The organism is Streptosporangium sp. NPDC000095 (genome assembly GCF_042899335.1).
GTDB lineage: Bacteria > Actinomycetota > Actinomycetes > Streptosporangiales > Streptosporangiaceae > Streptosporangium.
This window is the reverse complement of sequence record NZ_JBIAZS010000011.1, coordinates 94980-120199: the sequence shown is the minus strand read 5'-3', so window position 1 is coordinate 120199 and position 25220 is coordinate 94980. Positions and strand designations below refer to the sequence as shown.

The window sequence follows — 25220 nt, the reverse complement described above, 5'->3', positions numbered from 1 at the left end:
GTCCCGAGCCGGGCGACGGGACGGGACCGGGCAGGCGGATATCCGCCACATAAACGTACGGTGGAGTGTGGGGGTGGGCGACATGGGCCAGGATTCGGGTCATTGCCTAGATTCGGCAACATGATTGACCTAGCGGGTCGGCGAGCCGTGGTGACCGGAGCGGGCAGTGGGATCGGGCGCGCCTGCGCGCACCGGCTGGCCGCGGCCGGAGCACACGTGCTGGTGGTCGACATCGACCCCGAGGCGGCGGCGAAGGTCGCCGCGGAGATCTCGGGCACACCCGTCGTCGCGGACCTGTCGGAACCGGATTTCGTACGGGCGATCCCGCCCGGTGCGGACATCGTGGTGAACAACGCCGGGTTCCAGCACGTCGCCCCGATCGAGGAGTTCCCCCCAGAGGTGTTCTCCAAGATCCTCAAAGTGATGGTGGAGGCACCCTTCCTGCTGGTCAGGGAGGTCCTGCCGGGGATGTACGAACGCGGCTGGGGCCGGATCGTCAACATCTCCTCGGTCCACGGCCTCCGCGCCTCGCCCTACAAGGTGGCGTACGTCACCGCCAAGCACGCCCTCGAAGGGCTGTCCAAGACGATCGCCCTGGAGGGCGCCTCCCACGGCGTCACCTCCAACTGTGTGAATCCCGCCTACGTCCGCACCCCCCTGGTGGAGAACCAGATCGGCGCCCAGGCCGGAACCCACGGCATCGGCAGGGACGAGGTGATCGAGCAGATCATGCTCGCCCCCGCCGCCGTCAAACGGCTGATCGAGCCCGAGGAGGTCGCCGAACTCGTCGCCTACCTCTGCGGCCCGAACGGCTCCTTCGTCACCGGCACCTCCCTCCCCATAGACGGCGGCTGGACCGCCCGCTGACCCCCGCAAAGCCACCTAACATCGCAATGAACCCATGAGTCCTCGCCGACCACCGGCCTGAGGAGAAGAGGTCGCGAAGAACGAGCGATCTCACCGCGACGCACCAGCGTCGCAAACAAACACGAGGGAAGCGGATGAGCGACGAGAAAAGGAGCGGGACAGGAAGAGCCTCACCGCGATGCCCCAGCGTCCTTGGTGGTGGGACTACCCGTGAGGCCGCGCCGGCGACTGGACTGAGGAGAGGAAGGTCGTGAGGAACGAGCGATCTTCCTCGACGAGGGAAGGAGCCGGACAAGAGCGGCCTCACCGCGACGCGCCAGCGTCGCCAACAAAACAGCGGCCGAACCGCGACGCGCCAGCGTCGCCAACAACACAGATCTTTCTCGAGCTGTTGGCCAGGGAGGCTTCGGCCGTCGAGTTCGAGGGACCCGTTCTCGCGGCGAGGTCCGACGGGATCGGCGCGGAGGCGCTGGCGGAGCTGGAGGAGGCCAAGCTCGCCGCGCTGAGGGTGCGGGCGCTGCTGAGGCGCAGGGCGAAGCGTGAGGCGGAGCTGTCGGCGCTGTTCGACACGGCGGGCGACCTCGCCGGGCTGCGGGACCTGGACGCCGTCCTGGAGGCCATCGTGCACCGGGCCAGGCAGTTGCTCGGCACGGACGCCGCCTACATGACGCTGCACGACCCCGAGCGGGGCGACACCTGGATGCGGGTGACCGACGGCTCGGTGTCGGCGAAGTTCCGGGCGCTGCGGCTCGCCATGGGCGCGGGGCTCGGCGGGCTGGTGGCCCAGACCGCCACCCCGTACTCGACCGCCGACTACTTCGCCGACGAGCGTTTCCGGCACAAGACCGACATCGACGACGCGGTGCTTGAGGAAGGGCTGGTCGCCATCCTCGGCGTGCCGCTCAAGCTGGGCGCGCGGGTGATCGGGGTGCTGTTCGCGGCCAACCGGAGCGTACGGCCCTTCACCCAGGACGAGGTCGTGCTGCTGGGCTCGCTGGCCGCGCACGCGGCGGTGGCGATCGACAACGCCCGGCTGCTGCAGGAGACCAGGCACGCCCTGGAGGAGCTCAGCGAGGCCAACCGGCAGGTGAGCGCGCACAGCCAGGCCGTGGAGCGCGCCGCGCTCGCGCACGACCGGATGACCGGCCTGGTGCTGCGCGGCGGCGGGGTCGAGGACGTGGCGGCGGTGGTGACGGAGGTGCTCGGCGGCTCGCTCGCGGTGCTCGACGACGCCGGGCGCCCGATCGCCGGGGACGCGCGCGTCCTGGAGGACGGCGCGCTGGGCAAGGACGCGATCGCGGACGCCGCGCGCTCGTCGAGGGCGCTGGGGCGCGGTGTACGGCAGGGAGATCTGCTGGTCGCGTCGGTGGACGTGGGCGCGGAGCCGCTGTGCACACTGGTGTTGCGCAGCGGCGGCCAGGTGTCGGACGCCGACCAGCGCATCCTGGAGCGGGCCGCGCTGGTGACCGCGTTGCTGCTGCTGTTCAGGCGTACGGTGGCCGAGGCGGAGGGCCGGGTCAGGGGTGAGCTGCTCGACGACCTGATCTCGCGGCCCGCGCTCGACGGCCTGGCCGACCGCGCCCGGCGGGTCGGGGTGAATCTGGACCATGACCACGTGGTGGTCGTGGTGCGCCACGGCGGTGGGCGGGAGCGTGCCGCGTTCTGGGCGTCCTCCCAGGCGGCGATGCACCACGGTCTCGCCGCGCAGCGCGGCGACGAGGTGGTCCTGATGCTTCCCGGGGACCGGCCGGGGCCGCTGGCCAAACGGGTCGCGACCGAGCTGAGCGCCTCACTGGGCCATCCGGCCACGGCGGGCGCCGGAGGGCCCGTGCGCGGCACCGCCGAGGTGGCCGCGGCGCACCGGGAGGCGCAGCGTTGCGCCGACGCCCTGGTGGCCCTGGGGAGGGCCGGGGAGGGTGCCGGCGCGAGGGAGCTGGGTTTCGTCGGGCTGCTGGTCGGTGAGGGCCGCGACATCGGAGCGTTCCTCGCCTCGGTACTCGGCCCGGTGATCGACTACGACGCCCGCAGGGGCACCGCTCTGGTGCAGACCCTCACCGCGTACTTCGGCATGGGCGGCTCGCTGTCGCGGACGAGCGAGGCCCTGCACATCCACGTCAACACGGTCACTCAGCGCCTGGACCGGATCGGCCAGCTCCTCGGCGACGACTGGCAGAGCCCCGACAGGGCGCTGGAGGTCCAGCTCGCCCTGCGCCTGCACCGTCTCAGCGGCTGACCGGGCCGCACCGGACCGTGCCAGGCCACACCGGGCCGCGCCGACTCGCCGGGGGGCTGGCCGACTCGCGGAGGGCCGCCGCACACGTCCACATAGAGCACCTGTCGGCTATGGCGGTCGTACCCATAGGAGTGACGCCGGTCACTACGTACGGTAGCCGAAATCCCCCCAACAGCGACTTCCCCTGGTGAGTGAGATGGCAGAGAAAACCCGTACCCCCATCGGAAAGATCGTCGGTGCCAGTCTCGTCGGCACCACGATCGAGTGGTATGACTTCTTCCTGTACGGCTCGGCCGCCGCACTGGTGTTCCCGCAGTTGTTCTTCCCCGAGTCGGAGCCGCTGACGGGCACCCTGCTGGCGTTCCTGACCTACGCGGTGGGCTTCGTGGCCCGCCCGCTGGGCGCGCTGGTCTTCGGGCATTTCGGCGACCGGCTCGGTCGCAAGAAGCTACTGGTGATCAGTCTGCTGCTGATGGGCGGGGCGACCTTCCTGATCGGCTGCCTGCCGACCCACGCGGCGATCGGCATGGCGGCACCGCTGCTGCTGACCTTGCTCCGGCTCGTCCAGGGCTTCGCCCTCGGTGGCGAGTGGGGTGGCGCGGTGTTGATCGTCTCCGAGCACGGCGACGCCGCGCGCCGCGGCTTCTGGGCCTCCTGGCCGCAGGCCGGCGCCCCCGGCGGCAACCTGCTCGCCACCGCCGTGCTGGCGGTGCTGGCGGCGGTCCAGACGGACGAGGCGTTCGTGAGCTGGGGTTGGCGGATCCCGTTCCTGCTGTCCGGTGTCCTGGTGCTGGTCGGCATGTGGATCCGGCTCTCCATCAGCGAGTCGCCGGTCTTCCAGCAGGCGGTCGCCAACGCCGAGCCCGCGCCGTCCCTGCCGATCGTGGACGTCTTCAGATACCACTGGCGGGACGTCCTCATCGCGATCGGCGCCCGCTTCGCGGAGAACGTCTCCTACTACGTGATCACCGCGTTCGTGCTGGTCTACGCGACGGCACAGGCGGGACTGCCGAAGCCCCTCGTGCTCAACGCGGTACTGATCGGGTCGGCCGTCCACTTCGTCTCGATCCCGATGTGGGGGGCGCTCTCCGACCGGCTCGGCCGCAGGCCCGTCTACCTGATCGGCGCCGCCGGGGTGGGTCTGTGGGCCTTCGCCTTCTTCCCGCTGATCGACACCAAGAGCTTCGCCGCGGTCACCCTGGCGGTGACCGTCGGACTGATCCTGCACGGCGCGATGTACGGCCCGCAGGCCGCGTTCTTCTCCGAACTGTTCGCGACGAGGATGCGCTACTCGGGCGTCTCGATCGGCTCGCAGCTCGCCTCGATCGTCGCGGGCGCCCTCGCCCCGCTGATCGCGGTCGCCCTGCTGGACACCTACCGGTCGGCGTTCCCGATCATGCTGTACGTGGCCGGAGCCGCCGTGCTCACCCTGATCACCGTGTATGTCTCGCGCGAGACCAGGGGGCGCGACCTCGTCACCATCGGCACTCCCGACGAGGCCAAGACCACCACCCGCTGAACCGTACGGAGAGACGTCTGATGCACATCGAGAACCGGCCGGTGCCCACCGGCCGGATCACCCAGAATGTCCTGTCGGTCGTGGGGAACGCCTCGGAGAGCGGCGAGACGGTGCTGTTCGTGCACGGGAACGTGTCGAGCGCCGCCTTCTGGCGGGCCACGCTGCTCGCCCTGGCCGAGGCGGGCCATCGGCCGCTCGCCGTGGACCTGCGAGGCTTCGGCGACACCGAGCCCGCCCCTGTCGACGCCACCCGCGGCCTGCGGGACTACTCCGACGACGTGCTCGCCCTCCTCGACGCCCTCGGGCTGGACGGCGTGCACCTGGTCGGCTGGAGCATGGGCGGCGGCGTCGTGCTGCAGGCGCTGCGCGACCGGCCGGCCGCCGTACGGAGCGTGACGCTCGTCAACCCGGTCTCCCCGTACGGCTTCGGCGGCACGCACGGCCCCGACGGCGTGCTGAACCACCCCGACGGCACCGGCTCCGGGGCGGGCGCGGCCAACCCCGACTTCGTGAAACTGCTCGCGGCCGGGGACACCTCCGACGACTCCCCGGTCTCGCCGAGGAACGTGATGCGCACCACGTACGTGAAGCCCGGCACGGTGATCGATGACGAGGACGCCCTGGTCGCGTCGTTGCTGTCCACGAGGGTCGGCGAGGACAACTACCCCGGCGACGCGGTGACGTCGGAGGAGTGGCCGGGGGTCCGTCCCGGTACGCGGGGCGTGCTCAACTCGTTCGCCCCGACGCACTTCCGGCTCGACGACCTGCACACGATCGACCCGAAGCCGCCGATCCTGTGGGTGCGGGGCGAGGCAGACGTGATCATCTCCGACACCTCGCTCTTCGACCTGGCCCACCTGGGCGCCCTGGGGGCCGTCCCCGGCTCGCCCGGCACCCCCGCGCAGCCGATGGTCACCCAGACCCGCGCCGTCCTGGAGCGGTACGGCCCGTACACCGAGGTCGTCCTGGACTGCGGCCACAGCCCCCACATCGAGCGGCCCGCCGAGTTCCGCGCCGCCCTCTCCGACCACCTGAAGCGGAGCCGACCATGAGTAGCAGTATCAATGGCGACGCTGCGCGTCGCGGTTCGGCCGCTGTGTTGTTGGCGACGCTAACGCGTCGCGGTGAGGCCGCTCTTGTCCGGCTCCTTCCCTCGTCGATGAAGGCCGCTCGTTCCTCACGACCTCCCTCTCCTCAGTCCAGTCGCCGGCGCGGCCTCACGGCCCTGTTGGCGGGGGGCGTTGTCGTCGGGCTCGCCGCGCTGACGGTCCTCGCCGGAGCGCCCGCGGCGAGTGCGGGGGCCGCGCCGGCGCACTGCGCCAAGCTGAACCGGGTGACGGTGCCGGGGGCCGAGCACCAGGTGAAGGCGTGCCTGGACGACCTCACGACGGCGGGCACGACCGTCTCGGGGCACACCGACCCGGCCGACTGGGCGGGCCTGCACCCGGCGGGGGCGGTGAACCCGAAGGGCGTGCCCGGCATCCAGATCGACGGCTACTTCCCCGACACCTCGACCTTCAACACGACGCACGGATGGAACCACGACTCACAGTTCGTCCTGCGGCTGCCGGACGACTGGAACGGCGGGCTGGTGGTCACCGGCACCCCGGGCAACCGGGAGCAGTACGCCAACGACTTCACCGTCTCCGACTGGGCGCTGGCCAAGGGGTACGCCTACGCGGTGACGGACAAGGGCAACGTCGGCGCCACCTTCTACAAGGACGGCCGCAAGCCCGGTGACGCGGTCGCCGAGTGGAACGACCGGGTCACGCAGATCGCGATCGCGGCCAAGGCCGTCGTCGCGCAGCGCTACGGCAGGCTTCCCAAGCGGACCTACGCCGCGGGCATCTCCAACGGCGGATACCTGGTCCGCTGGCAGCTGGAGAACCGGTCCTGGCTCTACGACGGCGGGATCGACTGGGAGGGCACGCTCTGGCGGGTCAAGGGCGACAACCTGCTCAACTACCTGCCTCCGGCGCTGCGGGCCTATCCGGCGGGTGACACCCAGGCGATGTACGACGCGGGTTTCGCCCGTGGCTCGGAGTTCCTGTGGCCGTTCCACCACCAGTACTACTGGGACCTGACCCAGCGCGTCTACCGCGAGGAACTCGACCCCTCCTTCGACGGCGACACCGACGCGGGCACGCCCTTCTGCTCCTCGGGCACGCCGGCCTGCGACGCCGACTACGACTACGACGCGCGCAAGCCGTACGCGGCGGTGCGGAAGATCGGGCTCACCGGCCGGATCGGCAAGCCGCTGATCACGATCCACGGCACGCTGGACACGCTGCTGCCGATCTCCCGCTCCGGCGACGTCTACGCGGACATGGTCGGCGATCGCCTGCCGTTCCGCTACTACCGGATCACCGACGGCACCCACGTGGACAGCCTCTACGCCTCCTATCCCGACAAACTCCGCCCGTTGCTGCCGTGCTTCCGCAGCGCCTTCGAGACCCTGGAGAGCTGGGTGGAGCGTGGGCAGAACCCGCCGCCGAGCGCGACGCTGCCGAGGCCCTCGACCGGTGACCTGCCCAATGAGTGCCGGCTGAGAGCGTGACTCCACTCCCCTGAACCGCCGGACACACCGACCCGGACCCGTATGACGGCCCGGCGCCGCACAGCCCCGACGGGCCGTGCGGCGCCGGGCCGGATCAGTTGAGCATGTAGCGCCGCTGGACGCTCTTGGTCACCCGGACCGCGTTCCTGACCAGCGGTATCCGCAGCGCGACCCGCTTCAGCAGCGGGTACCAGGGCTCGGAGGGCTCGGCGGCGGCGGATTTACGGATCTCCACCCGGCCGCCGCGGTTCATCTCCACCTTGAACCGGAGCCCGGTCTCCTCGCCGTCGACCCGCAGGAACGGCGCCCAGATCCCCGGCGCGAGGAACCCCTCCCGGTACGCGAGCCTGGTCGGGATCTTGGCGATCAGCCGTCCCGCCAGCTCCCCCGGGACACCGGGCTCGACCAGCGCGGGCGCGGTCACCTCGCGTTCCCTGCCTTCGGCCTGGCGGAACACCAGCTCCGCGGGCGGCCCTCCGCTCGGCGGCACGTAGGGCACGGGCACGACGACGAAGACGTGCTTGCGCTGCTTGATCACCGTCGTACCCGGTGAGACCAGGACGATCGACTCGGGGAACGAGCGGGGTTCCACACAGATCCCCAGCTCCCCCCTGTCGGACCACCAGGGGACGACGAGCCGCCTGGAGCAGTCGGCGACCATTCCCGTGCAGTTCAGCGGCGACCCCGTCACCCGGGTGCTCGCCTGTTGCACCCCGCCGTACATGCGTACGTGTATCTCCCACAGTCCCGGCGGCAGCGGTCCGTCCATGGCCGCCGAGTCGATGTCCAGCCGGGCGGTGCCCGTGATCTGGAGCCTGACCCCGTTGCGGTGACGACAGCGGGTCATCGAACAGTCCGAGGGCAGGAAGTGGATCGTCCCGGTGTCCTCGTGTCTGACGTAGACCTCGAACCGCGCCTTGGCCGCGGCCTGGCTGACGTCGGCCATCTCGGGCGGCAGGCGGAGCCCGTCGAGGGGGACGGGAGGCTCCCAGAGCAGGCCGCCCTCCCCGTAGGGGACGAAGCGCATGGGGGTGCCGTCGGCCTGGGTCATCTCCACGGTGAGCCGCAGGGTGAGCGCGCCGTCGTCCCAGGCGAGGTCGTCGAGGTCGGCCTGGAGGTGGACGCCGCGCATGGCTCCGGCCAGCGCGACGAGCTGGTCGAGCCTGCCGGCGCGGAGCAGTGCGGCACGGACCCTCAGCGGTACGGGCAGCAGGAGGTCGAGGCGCGGGGGAAAGCGCTGGACGACCAGCTCGCGCAGGGTCGTGAAGGTGACCGCCCGATCCGCGGAGGAGGTGACGAACCGGTTCCCGCCGAGCCGTCGCAGCACCGCGCCGCGGAACCACTGGGCGTACATCCGGTCGCGCCGACGGCCTTCTGGGACCTCGTCGTCGATGACGTCGAGCAGTTCGCGCAGCTCCGCGGCCCAGACGTAGGGGTCCTGCGGCGGTTCCTGACGCTCGGTGACGTGGCAGCAGACCCCGTCGGCCATGACGACGATGTTCTCGGCCCGCAGGTAGGCGCGGAGCACGAAGGTCTGCTCGGCCAGGAGGCCGCCGGGGTCGGAGAAGTTCAGCGCCTCCGCGTCGAGGAAGGCCCTGCGGAAGAGCTTGTGCGGGGTGAGCAGCGTGAGTAGCCGGTCCCGTACGATGTCGGCGTTCTCGCGGTCGGCGTCGAAGACGGCGGAGGACGGCCTCCGGTCGTTGATCAGCCGTCCGAGGAGGATGTCGGCCCCGGTCTCCACGGCCCGCGCGTACATCCGCTCCAGGGCGTCCCTCTCCAGGCGGTCGGCCTGGTCCAGCAGGTAGACGTACTCGCCCCTGGCGACCATGAGGGCGAGGTTGCGGCCGCGCATCGGCGAGCCGGTCCGCTCCAGGTGGAGCACCCTGACGTTCGACCGCACCGCGGCCAGGGTGTCGAGGCGCCGCTGGATCCCGTCGTCGGAGCCGTCGTCGGCGAAGATGACCTCGTAGTCCTCGGAGGCCATCGACTGTTCCAGCACCGACCGGATACAGGCGTCGGCGCCATCACCGGGGTTGTGCACCGGCACCACCACGCTGACCTTCACGTCCATGCGGCCAAGGGTGCGGCGCGGGACGCCGGGAGGCGATCAGACTTGCCGACTCCTGGTCTCTCAGTACCAGCCTTTGGCCTGGGAATGGGCCCAGGCGCCGCAGGGCGAGCCGTAACGGCCCTTGATGTAGCCCAGCCCCCACTCGATCTGGGTGGCCGCGTTGGTCTGCCAGTCGCTGCCCGCGCTCGCCATCTTGTGGCCGGGGAGGGACTGGGGGATGCCGTACGCGCCGCTGGAGGTGTTCATGGCGCGCTCGTTCCAGCCGCTCTCCTTCATCCAGAGCTTCTCCAGGCAGCCCCACTCGCCGGACCAGCCTCTGGCGTCCAGCATCTGCTTGCCGAGTGCCCTGTTGCCGGTCGGGTTGGAGGTGCCGGGGGGAAGTTGCTGCGGATTGAAGCCGCCACCGCCGGGCGCCTCGTCAACGATCTTGACCTGGTTGAGCGCCTTGCGGTTGTCGCGCTCGGCGGCGATCTTGTCGGCCTTGAGCGCCTGCGCGGCCTGGGCCTTCAGCATGTCGGACTCCAGGTCCGAGCCGAACGGGTCGGAGCCGAGCATCTGCGCCATCTCGTCCAGGGTGAGCGGCGTCGTCTTCGGTGCCGAGGCGTTCTGAACGGCGGTGTAGGCGGTGAAGGCGCCCACGCCGACCAGCACCACGAGCGCGGTGCCCAGGATGAGGGCCCGCTTGGTGGTCATGCCGCGCTTCGAACTGGGCGCGGCGGACTTTCCCGCGTCGGCCTTCCCCGCGTCGGCCTTCCCTCTGCCGGCCCTGCGGCTCGCGCGGCGGGCACCGGGCGCCGAGCGCTCCCTCAGTTCCTGTGATCCTGGACTCACGACCTATGAGCTTGCCGTGGGGAGGGGGGTGGTCCGCAACCGGAACGGGAGAGTTGGTCGGCGCTCGGCTGTACCCGCAGGGGTTTCCGGTGACACAACCGCCAGGCCACAGGTGCTTTCCCGGCAATGAAAGCATGGGAGTGATTTTGCTCACATTTTGCCTTATGGGATAACTTCGACCACATTGATGATCATGAAAGTGCCCGAATCGTGGTCTGACCACCTAATTCAGGTACTGTTTGCGTTATGTCTGGGTTTTGTGACCCAGCGGAACCAACCAAGCCTTGGGAGAATGATTACCCGGTGGCAGGCATCCTTCTCGTCGAAGACGACCCCTCGGTCCGGATCGGGCTGGAGCTCGCGCTCACCCGGCAGGGACACTCCGTCACCGCTTACACCAGCGGTGAGGAGGCCCTTGAGCACATCAGAACGCGCCGACCCGAGATCGCCATCCTGGACGTCATGCTGCCCGGCATCGACGGCGTCGAGGTGTGCCGCCGTATCCGCAGGCTCGACCAGCTGCCGGTGATCCTCCTCACCGCCAGGGGCGACGACCTCGACGTCGTCGTGGGACTGGAGGCGGGGGCCGACGACTACGTGGTCAAGCCGGTCGAACCCCGCGTGCTCGACGCCCGCATCCGCGCCGTCCTGCGCCGGATGGAGTCGGTCGCCTCCGACCGCATCACCTTCGGCGACCTGGTCATCGACCGGGGCGCGCTCAAGGTGGCGCTGGGGGGCCGCGAGGTCCACCTCACCCCCACGGAGCTGCGGCTCCTGCTCGAACTCGTCCGCCACCCCGGCCAGGTGCTCAACCGCAGATACCTGTTGCGGGCCGTCTGGGACCACACCCACGTCGCCGACTCCCGGCTCGTCGACGCCTGCGTCCAACGGGTCCGCGCCAAGATCGAGGCGGTCCCCGCCGAGCCCGAGTTCATCCACACGGTACGGGGATTCGGCTACCGGTTCAGCCCGCCGTGAGACCGGCGCTCCCTCCCGCTCTCCGGCGGATGTACACCGGTCTGCGCGGGCGCCTGGTGATCACTTTCACCCTGATCGCCGTCACCGCCTCCGCGGTCGTCGCGGGAATCGGCTACGAGTTCGTCAAGAGCCGCATGATCGGACGTGCCGAGCATGTGGCCGTGAGCGACGTACGCGACACCCTGGAGGGCATCAGGGTGCCCGTCGGCGGACTCTGGCCGGGAGACGGCCCACCGACCGACGAGGAGATCAGCACGCTGCAGCGGAGCCTGCGTCCCCAGGGCGGCAGGGTGGTGGTCCGCTACGAGGAGTACGTCTACCCCGACGGCGACTTCGGCACCAAGGACGTCCCCGGCGACCTCGCCGCCAGGGCCACCCAGCGGATGGTCGCCAAGCGCATGACCATCCGCGGCGACATGTGGCTGCTCATCGGCACCCCCGTCTGGCGGATCGAGCCCATCCACACCGCGCAGCCCACCGGGATGATCGTCTACGTGTTCGCCCCCCTCATCGAGGAGGACCGGCTCCTGAGCGGCCTGCGGCAGCCGCTCGCCGTCGCCGGCGTCGCCATGCTGATCATCGCCCTCTCCCTGGGCCTGGTGTCGGCCAGGCAGCTCCTGCTGCCGGTGAGGCGGCTCGGCTCGGCGGCCCGAGCGCTCGGAGCGGGCCACCTGGACACCCGCCTGCCCGTACACGGCCAGGACGAGCTCGCCGAGCTCACCGCCACGTTCAACGACACCGCCGCCGCCCTGGAGCGGAGCGTCACCGAGCTGCGCTCGCTGGAGGCGATGTCCCGCCGTTTCGTCGCCGACGTCTCCCACGAGCTCAGGACACCGCTCACCGCGATGACCGCGGTGACCGACATGCTCTCCGAGGAGGCGGAACGCCTGCCGCCCGAGCCCGCGACGGCCGTACGGCTCGTGCTGCGCGAGATCGAGCGGCTGCGGACCCTGATCGAGCAGCTCATCGAGGCGAGCCGGTTCGACTCGGGCACGGCCACGCTGAACGTGGACACCGTGAACATCGTGGACGTGGTCTGCGACTGCCTGGACACGCGCGGCTGGTCGGACCGGGTACGGGTGAACGTGCCGGAGGGACTCACGTTCTCCGTCGACCCCAGGCGTTTCGACGTCATCGTCGCCAACCTGGTGGGCAACGCCCTGCGCCACGGTGAGCCCCCGGTGATGGTGACCGCCCGCAGCACCCCGAACGGCCTGGAGGTGAAGGTGCGCGACCACGGCAAGGGCATCCCTGCGAAGGATCTGCCCTTCGTGTTCAACCGTTTCTACAAGGCCGGGGCCCGGGGTGACGGCAGCGGGCTCGGCCTGTCCATCGCGCGGGCCAACGCCCAGCTGCACGGCGGCACGATCTCGGTCCGCGCGCAGCGGCCGGGAACCCTCTTCACGGTCTGGCTCCCCCCGGCATGAGACGGCTCACCCGCCCGTACGGCCCGACGGCCCTCGGCAGGAGGCGGCCCGTCCTTTTGAGCGTCCCCCGCAGCGGACGGCCCACCCTCCCGACCGGCCTCGGCGGAAGGCGGCTCATCCCCATGACGTCCCTCGGCAGGAGGTGGCTCGCCCGGCCGGCCGTTTCCGGTGCGAGGTGGCTCGCCTGCCTGCTCTCCGCCTCCCTGCTGCTCGGCGGATGCGGCATCTCCCCCACCGAGGTCCAGGACTACGGCCGTCCGCCGGTGATCAGCTACAGCCCCACCTGGGTGACGGTCTATCTGCTCCGCGACGGCCGGCTGGAGCCCGTCAAGATCCCGGTGGTCTCCGACTCGGCCAAGAACATCATCGACACGCTCTTCCGGGCCGGCAAGCAGCCGCCGAAGGCGGGGCTGACCAGCGCGCTCAACGACTTCAGCCACTACGACACCAAGACGACCCGCTACTCCGACAACACCGACAGCACCGATCAGCGCAACGAGCCGAACGACAACCTGGGTTACCGGCTGAACGTGATCATCACGGGCCAGGGCAAGGTCACCAAGGAGGCCCTCGCCCAGATCACCTGCACCATCCGGCAGAACAAGCAGGAGAGCATCTGGAGCGTCGAGGTCACCCGGCTCTTCCCCGGTACCCCGGAGACGATGGGCGACCGGGGCTGCTTCGAGTTCCGCAATCTCGCGGCCCCCGGAGTGCGGCTGCCCCCCTGACAGACCCCGTACCTCCTCCACCCGGGCACCCGGGCACCCGGGCCAGGCGCGCATGGGGCACCGGAATCCCGCGAAGGCCAGGGGTACGGACACCGGAATCCGCAGGCGCCCCGACGCACCGGCCGCCACCGGAGGCACGGAGCCACAACGCGCGGAGCGCGGTCGCGGGGCCCGTACGGCCCGCGACCGCGCTCCGGCGGCGTCCGACGCCCCGTCACATCGTGATGTCCTCCAGCATCTCGGTGACCAGCGCCGCGATCGGCGAGCGCTCGGAGCGGGTCAGGGTGACGTGCGCGAACAGCGGGTGTCCCTTGAGCTTCTCCACCACCGCCACGACGCCGTCATGGCGCCCCACCCGCAGGTTGTCGCGCTGGGCGATGTCGTGGGTGAGGACGACCCGGGAGTTGGCGCCGATCCGGCTCAGCACGGTGAGCAGCACCCCGCGCTCCAGCGACTGCGCCTCGTCCACGATGACGAAGGCGTCGTGGAGCGACCGGCCACGGATGTGGGTGAGCGGAAGCACCTCCAGCATGCCCCGGTCCATGACCTCCTCGATCACCTCGGGCGTGGTGACCGCGCCCAGGGTGTCGTAGACCGCCTGCCCCCACGGGCCCATCTTCTCGTTCTCGGAACCGGGCAGGTAGCCCAGTTCCTGGCCGCCCACGGCGTACAGGGGACGGAAGACGATGACCTTGCGGTGCTGACGGCGCTCCAGGACCGCCTCCAGGCCCGCGCAGAGGGCGAGCGCGGACTTGCCGGTGCCCGCCCGGCCGCCCAGCGAGACGATGCCGACCTCGGGGTCCATCAGGAGGTCGAGCGCGATCCGCTGCTCGGCGGAGCGGCCGTGCAGGCCGAAGACCTCGCGGTCGCCGCGTACCAGCCGCACCGACTTGTCGGGCAGCACCCGGCCCAGCGCGGAACCCCTGCTGGACAGCAGGCGCAGGCCCGTGTGGGTGGGCAGGTCACGGGCGTCGACCAGGTCGGCCGTGCCGTGCTCGAAGAGGGTCTCGACGTCCTCCGCGGTCACCTGGAGCTCGTCCATGCCGGTCCAGCCGGACTCCACCACGAGTTCGGCGCGGTATTCGTCTGCGGCGAGCCCGATGGAGGCGGCCTTCACCCGCATCGGCAGGTCCTTGGAGACCAGCACCACGTCGTGGCCCTCGGCGGCGAGGGTCTTCGCCACGGTCAGGATGCGGGTGTCGTTGTCGCCGAGCCGGAACCCGACGGGCAGGATGGACGGGTCACTGTGGTTGAGCTCCACCCGGATGGTGCCCTCGCCGATCGGCATGGGCTCGTCCAGACGTCCGTGTGTCACCCGGAGTTCGTCGAGGTATCTCAGCGCCTTGCGCGCGAAATATCCGAGCTCTGGATGATGGCGTTTGCCCTCCAACTCGGTGATGACGACGATCGGGAGGACGACCTCATGCTCGGCGAAACGGCTCATCGCCGTTGGATCCGCCAGGAGCACCGAGGTGTCCAGGACGTACGTGCGCCGCTGCACTGCCGGCGACGTGGGTGAGGACGAAGGGTTTGCCACGCGTTCTCCCCCGGGCACCATTGACGGTGCCCTGCCATGAGCTGGGATGCGGACCGGCCAGGGGCCCGCTCACGAGAACGTCGAGCAGGGACCGTTGACCGGCCCTCCTCAGCAGGTCGTGACGCAAAGGCGGGCCCTCTCCGGCGTAGGTGAGCTGTGCTCTCCTACTTCTTACGGTACGTCCTGAATGCCCGACTTCCAACTGCTTAAGACCGCCCGAAAGGGGTCGTTCATGTGGAATTTCAGGAACCGTACCTGCGGTGTCGCGCGGCGTAGGAGCGGAGAGCCCGCAAGAAGTCGACCCTGCGGAAGTCAGGCCAGTAGGCCTCGCAGAAGTAGAATTCGGAGTGAGCGCTCTGCCAGAGCAGGAAGCCTGAGAGCCGCTGCTCCCCCGATGTCCGGATGACCAGATCCGGATCGGGCTGACCGCGCGTGTAGAGATGCTCCGCGATGTGCTCGACATCGAGGACCTCGACAAGGTCCTCGATACTTGCGCCCTTGCTCGCGTGCTCCTGGAGAAGGGAGCGCACCGCATCAGCGATCTCACGCCTTCCTCCATACCCAACAGCAACGTTCACAATCAAACCGGGACGATGTGATGTCGCTTCTTTTGCGTTTTTGAGCACCCGAGCCGTGTGATCAGGTAAAAGATCAAGCGCGCCCATGGGCTTGATGTGCCATCCGTCGGCCACGAGTTCCTGGACCACATCCTCGATGATCTTCACCAGGAGGTCCAGCTCGTCCTTGGAGCGGTTGATGTTCTCGCTCGACAGCAACCACACGGTGACGACCTCGACACCGGCCTCCCGGCACCAGCCGAGCAGCTCCGAGATCTTGTCCGCGCCCTTGCGATGCCCGCGGCTCACGTCGTCGAGGCCCATCGAGCGCGCCCAGCGCCGGTTGCCGTCGACGATCACGCCGACGTGCCGGGGAACCATCTCCTTGTGACGGGACAGCTTCGACTCAAGCCGGCGTTCGTACAGGCGGTAGACGAGATCGCGCACGCCCATTGAAGCCCCTCCCTCAGCACTGCCACGAATGGGCACTGACAGGCAATTATCACCGCCCCGCGGACCTCTCGGCCCCCGCTACAGGGATCTGGCGGCCCTGCCCGGGTTGGGAGATCTCAGGCACTCCTCGGCCTCCGCGACGAGCGCCTCCACGAAAACGCCCAGCTCGGAGGAGGTCAGAACGGCGCACATCCCCACCCCGTCGCTACCCCCCGCCTCCAGGAACGCCCTTCTGGTGACCCGCCACTCTCCACCGGGCCCCCGTCGTCCCGGAACCCAGATCGGGATGGTCCGCAGCTGGCAGCGGAGTTCGCCCCCGCCGACGACACCGTTCCTGGCCCGGTAACGAAAGGCGAACAGTTCCTCGTCGCCGGGAAAGCGGTCGTCGGGGTCGGGCCATCGGGCCTCGTGACCCGCACGCGCCTCGGCGACCCCTCGCGCAAGCCGGGTGAGCAACCAGCCGCACCGCTCACCCACCGTGCCGTACAGCGCGCCGTCGCGGTGGAGCCGCAGGGTGATCTCGTACGGCGTACCGGCACTGTCACGGCACGCCACTGGCGTAACGGTCAGATAAGAACCATCAAGACAACGCAGTCCCCCCACCTCAGAGAGGGTATCCCGCCCCAGTCCGCCAAAACATGATCAACGCCCTCCATGTCCCCGCCATCCGGGCGACGGCCCCGGCGCACACCCTCAGGACCGCGTCACCCGGGCGTCCCCACCCACGCACCTCCCCAGGAGCACGCCACCCCGGCGGCGCCGCCCCGTACACGTCCCCGAGGCGGCGTCACCCGGCCTGTCCGGGGTCCTCAGGAGCCGCCGCCGCAACCGCCGCCGCCACAGCCGGAACCCGAACCGGAGTCGCCGGAGGCGCCGCCGCAGCCCCCGCCGCCGTAATAGGAGGAACTCGCCGAGGTGCCGGAGCCGCCGCCACGGCGGGAGGAGCCGCGCCGAGGTGCGCGAGGCGGTGGCGGGCCTTCCATGGACAGGATCTCCGCCAGTCGCCCGTCCTCCAACTGCTTCAGACCGTGCAGGGCGACGCCCAGGATGCTCAGCTCGTCATGGTCGACGTGCTCTCCGGCACGGGGTGGCAGAGACCTGTCCTCGCGGTGGCGCAGGCGGTAGTGGGCCAGCGCGGTCTTCCCCGCACGATTGAGGTGGGTGGGGTTGGCCCGCCCCGAACCGGGCGCGTCGATCAGCCCCAGATCCCTCAGCCGCGCGATCAGCATGGTCACCGCGGTCCCCTGGGCGACCCCGTTCCTGACCACCCAGACCGGCACGCCGCCCGCATGCCCCCTGAGGTGCTCGAGGACCTCGGTCTCCACCGGCTGGGTGAGTACGCCGATCTGGCCTGACACCTGCGTCAGCCGCCCGTCACGCTGCGCCCTCACCGCCCTCACCGCCCCTGCCGCGGTCAGGGAGGCGAGCACGGTGTCGGCCACCCTGGGCCGGCCGCCCGCGAGCAGCGCCAGTTCGTACGGCGTCAGCTCGGGCCCCTCGTAGACGCGCGAGGGGCGCATGGCGAGGCGCAGCGCGATCAGCCCCGCCACTCCCAGAAGCGAGAGACCCACCACGACGACGATCTGTACGCTCTGCATGACGGCCTCCGGGACGGTCCCTGCCTGAGGTTCACTACCCGGTGGACGAACGGGAAGGGCCGGAAGTTTCTGCCGCCCTCTGTCCGGCAGGACTGATATCGGTTACCCGGCTCGGCGGCGTCCGCCGAAGAGCCACCATCGGCGGGGCGGGGGGCCGGGTTCCGGGACCGCGGGCTCCTCCGGCAGCCGTCCCGCCGCGCGGAGTTGGTCGGCGAAGTCACGGGCATCGGCGTGGGAACCGCCCTGCGGCTTGGGACGGCCCCGCGCGTAGGCGTCGAACTCCCCGGCGAAGCCGTCGCCGAGCAGCGCGGCCAGATCGGGCCGCAGTCTGGCCACGGTCCTGCGCCGCTTGGAGATCAGGGCGGCCTCCTGGATCCGCAGCCGCTCCCGGTCGAAACCCCGGGGCGCCTCCTCCCCGGCTACCAGGGCCGCGACCAGGGCCGCCTGCGCCTTGGCCAGCGCCTCCCTCGCCTCGTCCTCAGACACGGGCCATCGCACCGCGGATCCGGTCGAGCTCCCCTTCCAGCGCGCCGTCGCTGGGGTAGTCGTCGTCCCATTCGAGCAGCACCCCGGGCGGCTCGACTCGCGCGCACAGCTCGGAGAGGATGTCCAGCACGTCCTCGGGGACGTGCGCGGTGTGGGTGTCGTGCCACAGCCCCCGGTGGGAGTGGCCCCCGGCGACGTGGACGTAGGCCAGCTCGGACAGCGGCAGGCCGTCCAGCGCGGCGACGGCCGACAGCCCCAGGTTGACCTGGTTCGTGTAGAGGTTCGCCACGTCGATCAGGAGCCCGACACCCGTCATCTCCACCAGTTCGCCGAGGAAGGCGGCCTCGGTCATCTCGTCCTCCGGCCAGCCGAACAGGGCGGCGACGTTCTCCAAAGCCAGCGGTACGGGGAGGGCGTCCTGCGCCCGTCGCACGTTCTCGGCGACGACCGAGAGCGCGGCCCGGGTGCGCGGGACGGGAAGCAGGTGCCCGGCCTCCATCCCGCCCGCCCGTACGAAGGCGAGGTGTTCGCTGACCAGCGGCGCGTCCAGGGCTCGGGCGCAGTCCGCCAGATGCGCCAGCCGCCGCGGGTCGGGGGACTCGGCGCCACCGATGCCGAGCCCGACACCGTGCGGGATCACGGGCGTCCCGCGGGCACGCAGCACCCGCAGTGACTCGGGGAGCCGGGAGGGGTTCACGTTCTCCGCGATGACCTCGACGAAGTCGACACCGGGCAGCCGCTCCACGGTCAGGTCGATCTCCGGCCGCCAGCCGATGCCCACCCCCAGCGCCCCAGGCTCAGCCACCGCACCCGCCACCGCAACCGGAGCCGCAGCTGGAACCGCAGCTGGAGCCGCCGCCGTCGCTCGATCCGCCGCCGTCACCCGACCCGCCGGAGTCGCCCCAGCCGCCGGAGCCGAAGTCGCCGCCACCTCCGAAGGAGAGGCCGTCACCGGAGTTCGAGCCGCCCCCGCAGGCGCCCGTGGCGCAGCTGTTGGCGGCGCCCGCGGTCTGACGCTGCAGCTCCTCCTCCAGTCCGGGCTCGTTGAGCTCGCTCAGGCCGTACAGGGCGACGGGAATGCCGACGGCGAAGGCCAGATCGGGCACCAGCGGGCGGCTGCCTCGCACATGGGCTTCGCGTGCGGAGGCGAGCACCTGGTGGCCCGCGTTGCTCAGGGCGTCGCGCAGGGCCCGCTTCTGCCGCGAGTAGGCGGAGAAGCCGCCGATCGCCGAGATCATCCCCACCAGGAGCGCGAAGGTGCCCAGTCCTCCGGTCGCCCCGGCGAGCAGGATGCCCGCCACGACGATCACCTCGATGATCGAGGCGATCTGGAGCCGGCTGAGCAGCGCCTGCGCGTGGTCGAGCGCACCTTCGGGCACGAGCAGGCCGAGCCCCAGCAGCCGGTAGCGCAGACTCTCCACGCCCCGCCCCTCGGCCACCGCGCGGCGGACCTCACCCACGGGGGCCGAGCCTCCGCGCAGGTGGAGCGCCTCCATGACGGCGTGCTCGATCGGGTCGGGAGAGGGTTTGGCGCCGGCGACCAGGCTGGTGTGCCCGCCTCGCGAGACCCGGATCACCCCGGCCCTGGCCAGCAGGCCGAGCGCGGTGTTGATCACGCGGCGCGGCCCTCCGGCGAGATAGGCGAGCTCGTACGGGTTCGGCGGTCCGCCGTAGTGGCCGGCCATGGCCGAGCGGACCCGGCGGTGCTCACGGCGCACCGTGAGGGCTGTGGAGAGGATGACAAGGCCGACGACACAGGCGATGACGAAGAGCGAGAACTCCATGTCCGCCTCCTCGGGGGGAAAGGTGGGCCACAGGAGCGGCGTCCCGTGCACTCAGATGGACGCGCACAGCCTGGCAGAAGTTTCGCCCGACTTCGACGGCGACTCAGTGAGATGTCGGTCACCAGGCGAAATGCGGCCACCCGCCCCGAGTACGCCGGAGACCGGGAGCCAGGGCTCCCGGTCTCCGGCACGCCCGGATGGCACGGCCCTTTCAGCCCAGGCGGGCGACGAGGGCCTCGTGCTCCTCCCAGAGCTCTCCCGGCAGGTGGTCCCCGAAGGTCCGGAAGAAGGCGGGCATGAGCGACGCCTCGTGCCTCCAGATCTCCTCGTCGACGCTCAGCAGCGTCCGCATGTCCTCGTCGGAGACGTCGAGGCCCTCGGTGTCGAGCCGCTCGGGGAGCAGGCCGATGGGGGTGCGTACCGCCTCCGCCTCGCCGTTGAGGCGGTCGACGATCCACTTGAGAACGCGGGTGTTCTCGCCGAAGCCGGGCCAGATGAACCTGCCCTCGTCGTTCTTGCGGAACCAGTTCACGTAGTAGACGCGCGGCAGCCGCGCGTTCTCACGCCGACCGATCTTGAGCCAGTGGGCGAAGTAGTCGCCCATGTTGTAACCGCAGAAGGGCAGCATCGCGAACGGGTCGCGGCGCAGCTCGCCGACCTTGCCCTCGGCCGCGGCGGTCTTCTCCGAGGCGATGTTCGCCCCTACGAAGACGCCGTGCCGCCAGCCGAATGCCTCCGTCACCAGGGGGACCGCGCTGGCGCGGCGCCCGCCGAACAGGATCGCGGAGATCGGCACGCCCTCGGGGTCCTGCCACTCGGGGGCGATCGTCGGGCACTGCGCGGCCGGGACCGTGAAGCGGGCGTTGGGGTGCGCGGCGGGCTCGCCGGACTCCGGCGTCCAGTCGCGGCCCTTCCAGTCGGTCAGGTGCGCCGGGGGCTCGTCGGTGAGGCCCTCCCACCACACGTCGCCGTCGTCGGTGAGGGCGACGTTGGTGAAGATGCTGTTGCCCCACAGCGTCTTGACCGCGTTGGCGTTGGTGGACTCGCCGGTCCCGGGGGCGACGCCGAAGAATCCCGCCTCGGGGTTGATCGCGCGCAGCCGTCCGTCGGCGCCGAAGCGCATCCAGGCGATGTCGTCGCCGATCGTCTCGACCTTCCACCCGGGGAGGGTCGGCTGGAGCATGGCGAGGTTCGTCTTCCCGCAGGCGCTCGGGAAGGCCGCCGCGACGTAGCGCGTCTCTCCCGAGGGCGGGGTGATCTTGAGGATGAGCATGTGCTCGGCGAGCCAGCCCTCGTCGCGGGCCATCGTGCTGGCGATGCGCAGGGCGTAGCACTTCTTGCCGAGCAGGGCGTTGCCGCCGTACCCGGAACCGTAGGACCAGATCTCGCGGGTCTCGGGGAAGTGGCTGATGTACTTGGTGGGGTTGCACGGCCACGGCACGTCGTCCTGGCCGGGCTCCAGCGGGGCGCCGACCGAGTGGACGGCCTTGACGTAGCCGCCGCGCTCCTCGATGAGCCGCAGGGCGTCCTCGCCCATGCGGGTCATGACGCGCATGGACACGACCACGTACGGCGAGTCGGTGATCTCCACGCCGAGCTGGGAGATCTCACCGCCCAGGGGGCCCATGCAGAACGGCACCACGTACATCGTCCGGCCCCGCATGCTGCCCTTGAAGATCTCGCCGAAGGTACGGCGCATCTTGGCGGGAGCGATCCAGTTGTTGGTCGGCCCCGCGTCCTCCTCGCGCTCGGAACAGATGTAGGTCCGGTCCTCGACCCTGGCGACGTCGCTGGGGTCGGAGGCGGCGTGGAAGCTGTTCTGCCGTTTGGAAAGGCGCGTGAAGGTGCCCTGCTCGACCAGCAGGTTCGTCAGGCGGGTCCATTCGGCCTCGGAGCCGTCGCACCATTCGATCCGGTCCGGCTGGGTCAGCTCGGCGATCTCCTTGACCCACCCCGCGAGCTCCTCGTGGCGGGTCGGGCTGACGGCGGTGGCATCTACGACAACAGACACTACTTGGGCTCCTTTACACTTCCCGGGACCAAGGCATCATTGACGACCGGACCGCGTCCAATCCAATTGGCGTAGACCACTGAATTAACGCGATCACACGTCTCGACACCCCAGACCCGACGCCCCTGCCGACGTATGCCCAGGCAGGAGGCGCGGGGTTTCGAAACCCCTACCCAAAAGAAGTGACTCTAAAAAAGCCGTTCCACCAATGGTATAGGCCAATAAGAAAGGTCTAAACCAATCACCGGACAGGTTCAGACCAATTTTTTCGCCATTTTCCCCGATGGGGTCAGGAATTCACGTCCGGACCCGCGGCCCGCACACGGTCGACGTGTTGCAGCGCGTCCCGCAGATCCGCCAGCCAGGTGTCGGTGTGGTTGCCCACCAGACGCACACACCAGGCGAGCGCGTCGCTGCGACTGCGGGCCACTCCGGCGGCGACGAGAGTGTCGAGCACCTGGCGCTCCGACTGCTTGAGCCGGGTCATGACGGGCACCGAGAGTGTGGTGAACATCACCGTCTCGTCACCGACCGCGACGCCCCAGGAGACCTTCCTGCGGAAACGATGCTCGGCCTCCAGCGCGATCTCGACGCGCCGCTCCCTCGTCTCCTCACGGAAACGCAGGATGCCGCCCTCCACCGCGGCGGAACGCTCCACCTCCGAGACGTCGTCACCGAGCGCGGGAGCCCGGAGCCTGCCGACCACCGCGATCTCCTCGCGGTCGAGCACGATCTCCACTCCACCCTCGAACCACTCCTCCGGGAGCCTCCCCGAGAACCAGCCACGCAGCTTCTCCACCGCTTCATCGTTTTCCATGTAATTTAGATTACATCGCTTCGTAGATCGAAGCCAGCATTGCGAGGGAAGACCGGAGAAGCGCCCGCGGGCGAGGAAACGAAGTGGCCGAAGTCAGGTCCCCGGGCGAGCGCGGCGGGCGATCACCCGAGGGCGATCGAAGTCGCGCGCTCGGCACCGGGCCGGCGGCACCTGGTCGGCGGCACCTGGTCGGCGGACCCGGGCGGCACCGGGCTAGCGGACCCGGGCGGCGACCCCCGGGCTGATCCGGACGGCCCCGGCGAAGTTGCGGGTGGTGACGGGGACGAGCTTGACCACGTCGCCGGTCCTGGGAGCGTGCAGCATCTTGCCGTCTCCCCAGTAAATGGCCACGTGCGAGACATAACCGGGGTTGGTGGGGTCGTGCCGCCAGAACAGCAGGTCACCGGGCTGCGCCTGGGCGAGCGGGATCTGGGGTCCTGAGACGAACTGCTGGTGCGTCACCCGGGGCACCTTGATCCCCGCCTGCTTGTACGCCCACTGGACCAGGCCCGAGCAGTCGAAGCTGTCGGGTCCCTCCGCCCCCCACACGTACGGGCGGCCGAGCTTGCCGATCGCGGCGGTGAGGGCGGTCGTGACCTGCGGGGCGGTCATGAAGGAGCTCGCGGACCAGGTCGTCGCGGTGTTGTCGGGAGTCACGCTCCTGCCGGGAGCGGTGGTCTTGCCGGGAGCCCGCAAGACCGGGTTGATCACCGCGACCTGTGACCCCTTGGGCAGGGCGCGCAGGAGGGTGAGGCGCAGCTTCGCGGAGTCGGCCTTCGGCGCGCTCACCACGAGCGCGTTGTTCTCCGGGATGCCCAGGGCGCGGGCGGTCGGCCGGGAGACCACGGCGTCGATGGCGCCCATGCCCATCGTGGCGTAGGCGCCGACGCGCAGCTCGCGCCCGGCGGTGGTGAAGGTCTTGCCCAGCGGCATGCCGCCGTCGTTGCCCAGGACGAAGGAGACGGCGACCTCCCCCGCCGAGACGTTCCGCCAGAGCCGGTCGGAGCGCGCGGTCGGTTTGGGGGTGTACGCACGGAACGTCGAGGGGTTCACCCCGAGGGTCTGCACCCGCTTGCCGTCCAGGACCACCTCGGCGGCGTCGGCGCGCTCCACCGCCCGCACCCCGGAGAGCTGGGCGACCTTGGCGACCGCGGCCGCGCTGAGCGGCCTGTTCGCGACGACGAACAGGTGCGGCTGCCGCATCGAGGTGAGCGGCGCCACCGGTTCCGGCGAGCTACCGTTCTGCCCGTCCTGGACGGGTTTGGCCACCTGGGTCGGCAGGGTGGCGACGGACTTGCGCATCGTGATCTTCTCGGGCTCGGTCTCCGGCATCTGGGTGAAGACCATCAGACCGGTGGCCAGCAGGCCGACGAGCAGGACCGCCAGGATCGGAACCGCCCGCCTCATCAGGCGGGCGGTGCGGTAGCTGTAGCGGGGACGAGGGGTGTAGGCGAGGTCCTGCCGGGCCTCCCGGATCAGGTCGGAGACACGTGGTCGCCGCTTGAACACGACATATCCCCTTCCCCGCGAACTCCAGCCCTACGAGGGTGCCGTAGACCGTCCCAGGATGCACGCAAACCCACCGAAAAGCACCCAATCTGCAATGCAGCCACAAGTTTTGCGAAAGCCTGTCAAATCTTTGGGCACACGGCAATCCGCCGGGACGCCCGTCCCGGCGGATCAGCGAATCGATCAGGGTTCGCGGAGGTCAGTTGCCGATGTACGGCACGGCCTCAAGGATCTCGACCGTGTTGGAACGGCCGTTCGGCATCGTGTAGGTCGCCTTCTCGCCGATCTTCTTGCCGTTGATCGCCGAACCGAGCGGCGACTTGGGCGAGTAGACGTCGATCGGGGCGCCGCTCTCCTCGCGCGAGGCCAGCAGGAAGGCGACCTCCTCGTCATCGCCCTCGAAGCGGACGGTGACCGTCATTCCGGGGCCGACCACGCCTTCGGTGCGGGGCGCCTCGCCGACCTTGGCACTGTCCAGGATCTGGCGGAGATGGAAGATCCGGGCCTCCATCTTGCCCTGCTCGTCCTTGGCGGCGTGGTAGCCGCCGTTCTCTTTCAGGTCGCCCTCTTCGCGTGCCGCCTCGATCTTCTTGGCGATGTCAACGCGCCCGGGCCCCGAGAGGTGCTCAAACTCAGCCTTCAGGCGGTCATACGCCTCCTGAGTGAGCCAGGTGACGCTCTCGTTGTGGGAGTCGGCCACGGGTTCTCCTTGCTTCCTCGGGGGCTTCGTGCTTGGTGCCTGGGGGGTTGCTGTCGGTCGAATCTCGAAAGGCTAACAAGTTAACCCCTCAACCGCCTCCCCAAATGTCTCACTATACGAGATAGCAGTACTGGACGTGAACGGAAGTAGCCTGAGCACTGGTCTCTAGCCGTTCGGTAAGCCGAACATACCCCTCACCAGCCGGAATATTGACCTCCTTGCTGCCGACCTCGACGTGGCTGACATCGGTGGCCCGCAGGCGGCAGAGCGCCGCGCGATCGGATGGTTTGACCGCTTCGAAGGTGATCTGCGCAGAATCGCCGCGACTGGTGTCGAATGCGATGACCTGGTCGATCACCTCCGTGTCCCCCTTCGCCGCCCACATCACGTAGCCCCACCCCCCGGCGCACACGACGCAGAGGATCGCGATCACGGCGTGCACCACGAAACGCCCCCTGCGCTCCGGGCGGTCGGGAAAGTCGCCCGGGGTGCCGAGGACGGGACCGTCCCGACGGCCCTTCTCGGCTTCGCTGGTGGCCATGACGGAATCTCCCTGC

General features: G+C 70.0%; 22 protein-coding genes. 8 read left to right on the top strand and 14 right to left on the bottom strand.

Annotated features, from left to right (window positions below; translation table 11 throughout):
• Window positions 1–120 precede the first annotated feature (120 nt).
• From ACFY3V_RS24165 to ACFY3V_RS24145, 5 genes are all read left to right on the top strand, one after another.
• A complete protein-coding gene (locus ACFY3V_RS24165; RefSeq protein WP_362898922.1) occupies window positions 121–867 on the top strand; it encodes a 3-hydroxybutyrate dehydrogenase in 747 nt (248 codons plus the stop codon).
• Between the two features lie 391 nt (window positions 868–1258).
• Complete coding sequence (locus ACFY3V_RS24160; protein WP_362898920.1) at window positions 1259–3100, top strand: helix-turn-helix domain-containing protein; 1842 nt, start codon at window positions 1259–1261, stop codon at window positions 3098–3100.
• A gap of 196 nt (window positions 3101–3296) precedes the next feature.
• Entirely contained in the window at window positions 3297–4619 is a 1323-nt protein-coding gene (locus ACFY3V_RS24155; RefSeq protein WP_389776375.1) for an MFS transporter, read from the top strand.
• A 20-nt stretch (window positions 4620–4639) separates the two neighbouring features.
• Window positions 4640–5671 (top strand): alpha/beta fold hydrolase, encoded by a 1032-nt coding sequence (locus ACFY3V_RS24150; RefSeq protein WP_389776372.1) that lies wholly within the window; start codon window positions 4640–4642, stop codon window positions 5669–5671.
• Between the two features lie 176 nt (window positions 5672–5847).
• Window positions 5848–7176 (top strand): tannase/feruloyl esterase family alpha/beta hydrolase, encoded by a 1329-nt coding sequence (locus tag ACFY3V_RS24145; protein ID WP_389776369.1) that lies wholly within the window; start codon window positions 5848–5850, stop codon window positions 7174–7176.
• 94 nt (window positions 7177–7270) lie between these two features.
• Here ACFY3V_RS24145 and ACFY3V_RS24140 read toward each other — a convergent pair whose 3' ends face one another.
• On the bottom strand, window positions 7271–9247 hold the full coding sequence (locus ACFY3V_RS24140; protein WP_389776366.1) for a glycosyltransferase family 2 protein: 1977 nt from the start codon (window positions 9245–9247) through the stop codon (window positions 7271–7273).
• 60 nt (window positions 9248–9307) lie between these two features.
• Window positions 9308–10078 carry a lytic transglycosylase domain-containing protein gene (locus ACFY3V_RS24135; RefSeq protein ID WP_362924302.1) on the bottom strand — a complete coding sequence of 257 codons (771 nt, stop codon included), beginning with the start codon at window positions 10076–10078 and terminating at the stop codon, window positions 9308–9310.
• A 303-nt stretch (window positions 10079–10381) separates the two neighbouring features.
• Here ACFY3V_RS24135 and ACFY3V_RS24130 point away from each other — a divergent pair, with 303 nt between their 5' ends.
• The 3 genes from ACFY3V_RS24130 (at window position 10382) to ACFY3V_RS24120 (ending at window position 13211) form a co-directional block, all read left to right on the top strand.
• Window positions 10382–11056 (top strand): response regulator transcription factor, encoded by a 675-nt coding sequence (locus ACFY3V_RS24130; protein ID WP_350950292.1) that lies wholly within the window; start codon window positions 10382–10384, stop codon window positions 11054–11056.
• A 29-nt stretch (window positions 11057–11085) separates the two neighbouring features.
• Window positions 11086–12483, top strand: a complete 1398-nt coding sequence (locus ACFY3V_RS24125) for a HAMP domain-containing sensor histidine kinase (RefSeq protein ID WP_362898908.1) — start codon at window positions 11086–11088, stop codon at window positions 12481–12483.
• Window positions 12484–12605: 122 nt separating this feature from the next.
• A complete protein-coding gene (locus tag ACFY3V_RS24120; protein ID WP_362898906.1) occupies window positions 12606–13211 on the top strand; it encodes a hypothetical protein in 606 nt (201 codons plus the stop codon).
• Between the two features lie 214 nt (window positions 13212–13425).
• Here ACFY3V_RS24120 and ACFY3V_RS24115 read toward each other — a convergent pair whose 3' ends face one another.
• The 12 genes from ACFY3V_RS24115 to ACFY3V_RS24060 all read right to left on the bottom strand — a co-directional run bounded on the left by ACFY3V_RS24115 (window position 13426) and on the right by ACFY3V_RS24060 (window position 25204).
• Window positions 13426–14769, bottom strand: coding sequence for a PhoH family protein (locus ACFY3V_RS24115; RefSeq protein ID WP_350950295.1), 1344 nt, complete (start codon window positions 14767–14769; stop codon window positions 13426–13428).
• Between the two features lie 221 nt (window positions 14770–14990).
• The gene (locus ACFY3V_RS24110; protein ID WP_350950296.1) at window positions 14991–15758 is read right to left on the bottom strand and encodes an isoprenyl transferase; all 768 of its coding nucleotides are present in this window, start codon (window positions 15756–15758) and stop codon (window positions 14991–14993) included.
• A gap of 78 nt (window positions 15759–15836) precedes the next feature.
• Complete coding sequence (locus ACFY3V_RS24105; protein WP_389776361.1) at window positions 15837–16313, bottom strand: hypothetical protein; 477 nt, start codon at window positions 16311–16313, stop codon at window positions 15837–15839.
• A gap of 254 nt (window positions 16314–16567) precedes the next feature.
• The gene (locus ACFY3V_RS24100) at window positions 16568–17356 is read right to left on the bottom strand and encodes a TIGR04222 domain-containing membrane protein (protein ID WP_362898901.1); all 789 of its coding nucleotides are present in this window, start codon (window positions 17354–17356) and stop codon (window positions 16568–16570) included.
• A 102-nt stretch (window positions 17357–17458) separates the two neighbouring features.
• Window positions 17459–17842, bottom strand: a complete 384-nt coding sequence (locus tag ACFY3V_RS24095; RefSeq protein ID WP_389776358.1) for a hypothetical protein — start codon at window positions 17840–17842, stop codon at window positions 17459–17461.
• Window positions 17835–18647: a DUF692 domain-containing protein gene (locus ACFY3V_RS24090; protein WP_362898897.1), complete on the bottom strand. Its 813-nt coding sequence runs from the start codon at window positions 18645–18647 to the stop codon at window positions 17835–17837. Before ACFY3V_RS24090 ends, ACFY3V_RS24095 begins: the two co-directional genes overlap by 8 nt.
• Complete coding sequence (locus ACFY3V_RS24085) at window positions 18640–19626, bottom strand: TIGR04222 domain-containing membrane protein (RefSeq protein WP_362898895.1); 987 nt, start codon at window positions 19624–19626, stop codon at window positions 18640–18642. Before ACFY3V_RS24085 ends, ACFY3V_RS24090 begins: the two co-directional genes overlap by 8 nt.
• Before the next feature lie 211 nt (window positions 19627–19837).
• Window positions 19838–21637 (bottom strand): phosphoenolpyruvate carboxykinase (GTP), encoded by a 1800-nt coding sequence (locus ACFY3V_RS24080; RefSeq protein WP_389776355.1) that lies wholly within the window; start codon window positions 21635–21637, stop codon window positions 19838–19840.
• Window positions 21638–21926: 289 nt separating this feature from the next.
• Window positions 21927–22454 (bottom strand): hypothetical protein, encoded by a 528-nt coding sequence (locus ACFY3V_RS24075; RefSeq protein WP_362898891.1) that lies wholly within the window; start codon window positions 22452–22454, stop codon window positions 21927–21929.
• 213 nt (window positions 22455–22667) lie between these two features.
• Window positions 22668–23963: a C40 family peptidase gene (locus tag ACFY3V_RS24070; protein ID WP_389776352.1), complete on the bottom strand. Its 1296-nt coding sequence runs from the start codon at window positions 23961–23963 to the stop codon at window positions 22668–22670.
• 199 nt (window positions 23964–24162) lie between these two features.
• Complete coding sequence (gene greA / locus ACFY3V_RS24065; protein WP_350950305.1) at window positions 24163–24663, bottom strand: transcription elongation factor GreA; 501 nt, start codon at window positions 24661–24663, stop codon at window positions 24163–24165.
• A 112-nt stretch (window positions 24664–24775) separates the two neighbouring features.
• Entirely contained in the window at window positions 24776–25204 is a 429-nt protein-coding gene (locus ACFY3V_RS24060; protein ID WP_362924286.1) for a DUF4307 domain-containing protein, read from the bottom strand.
• Window positions 25205–25220: the final 16 nt, after the last annotated feature.

Bases quoted from the DNA above. Each gene is read 5' to 3' on its own strand.
- ACFY3V_RS24165 (WP_362898922.1), top strand. From the start codon at position 121: ATGATTGACCTAGCGGGTCGGCGAGCCGTGGTGACCGGAGCGGGCAGT.
- ACFY3V_RS24155 (WP_389776375.1), top strand. From the start codon at position 3,297: ATGGCAGAGAAAACCCGTACCCCCATCGGAAAGATCGTCGGTGCCAGT.
- ACFY3V_RS24150 (WP_389776372.1), top strand. From the start codon at position 4,640: ATGCACATCGAGAACCGGCCGGTGCCCACCGGCCGGATCACCCAGAAT.
- ACFY3V_RS24140 (WP_389776366.1), bottom strand. From the start codon at position 9,247: ATGGACGTGAAGGTCAGCGTGGTGGTGCCGGTGCACAACCCCGGTGAT.
- ACFY3V_RS24125 (WP_362898908.1), top strand. From the start codon at position 11,086: ATGTACACCGGTCTGCGCGGGCGCCTGGTGATCACTTTCACCCTGATC.
- ACFY3V_RS24120 (WP_362898906.1), top strand. From the start codon at position 12,606: ATGACGTCCCTCGGCAGGAGGTGGCTCGCCCGGCCGGCCGTTTCCGGT.
- ACFY3V_RS24115 (WP_350950295.1), bottom strand. From the start codon at position 14,769: ATGGTGCCCGGGGGAGAACGCGTGGCAAACCCTTCGTCCTCACCCACG.
- ACFY3V_RS24110 (WP_350950296.1), bottom strand. From the start codon at position 15,758: ATGGGCGTGCGCGATCTCGTCTACCGCCTGTACGAACGCCGGCTTGAG.
- ACFY3V_RS24100 (WP_362898901.1), bottom strand. From the start codon at position 17,356: ATGCAGAGCGTACAGATCGTCGTCGTGGTGGGTCTCTCGCTTCTGGGA.
- ACFY3V_RS24085 (WP_362898895.1), bottom strand. From the start codon at position 19,626: ATGGAGTTCTCGCTCTTCGTCATCGCCTGTGTCGTCGGCCTTGTCATC.
- ACFY3V_RS24075 (WP_362898891.1), bottom strand. From the start codon at position 22,454: ATGGAAAACGATGAAGCGGTGGAGAAGCTGCGTGGCTGGTTCTCGGGG.
- ACFY3V_RS24060 (WP_362924286.1), bottom strand. From the start codon at position 25,204: ATGGCCACCAGCGAAGCCGAGAAGGGCCGTCGGGACGGTCCCGTCCTC.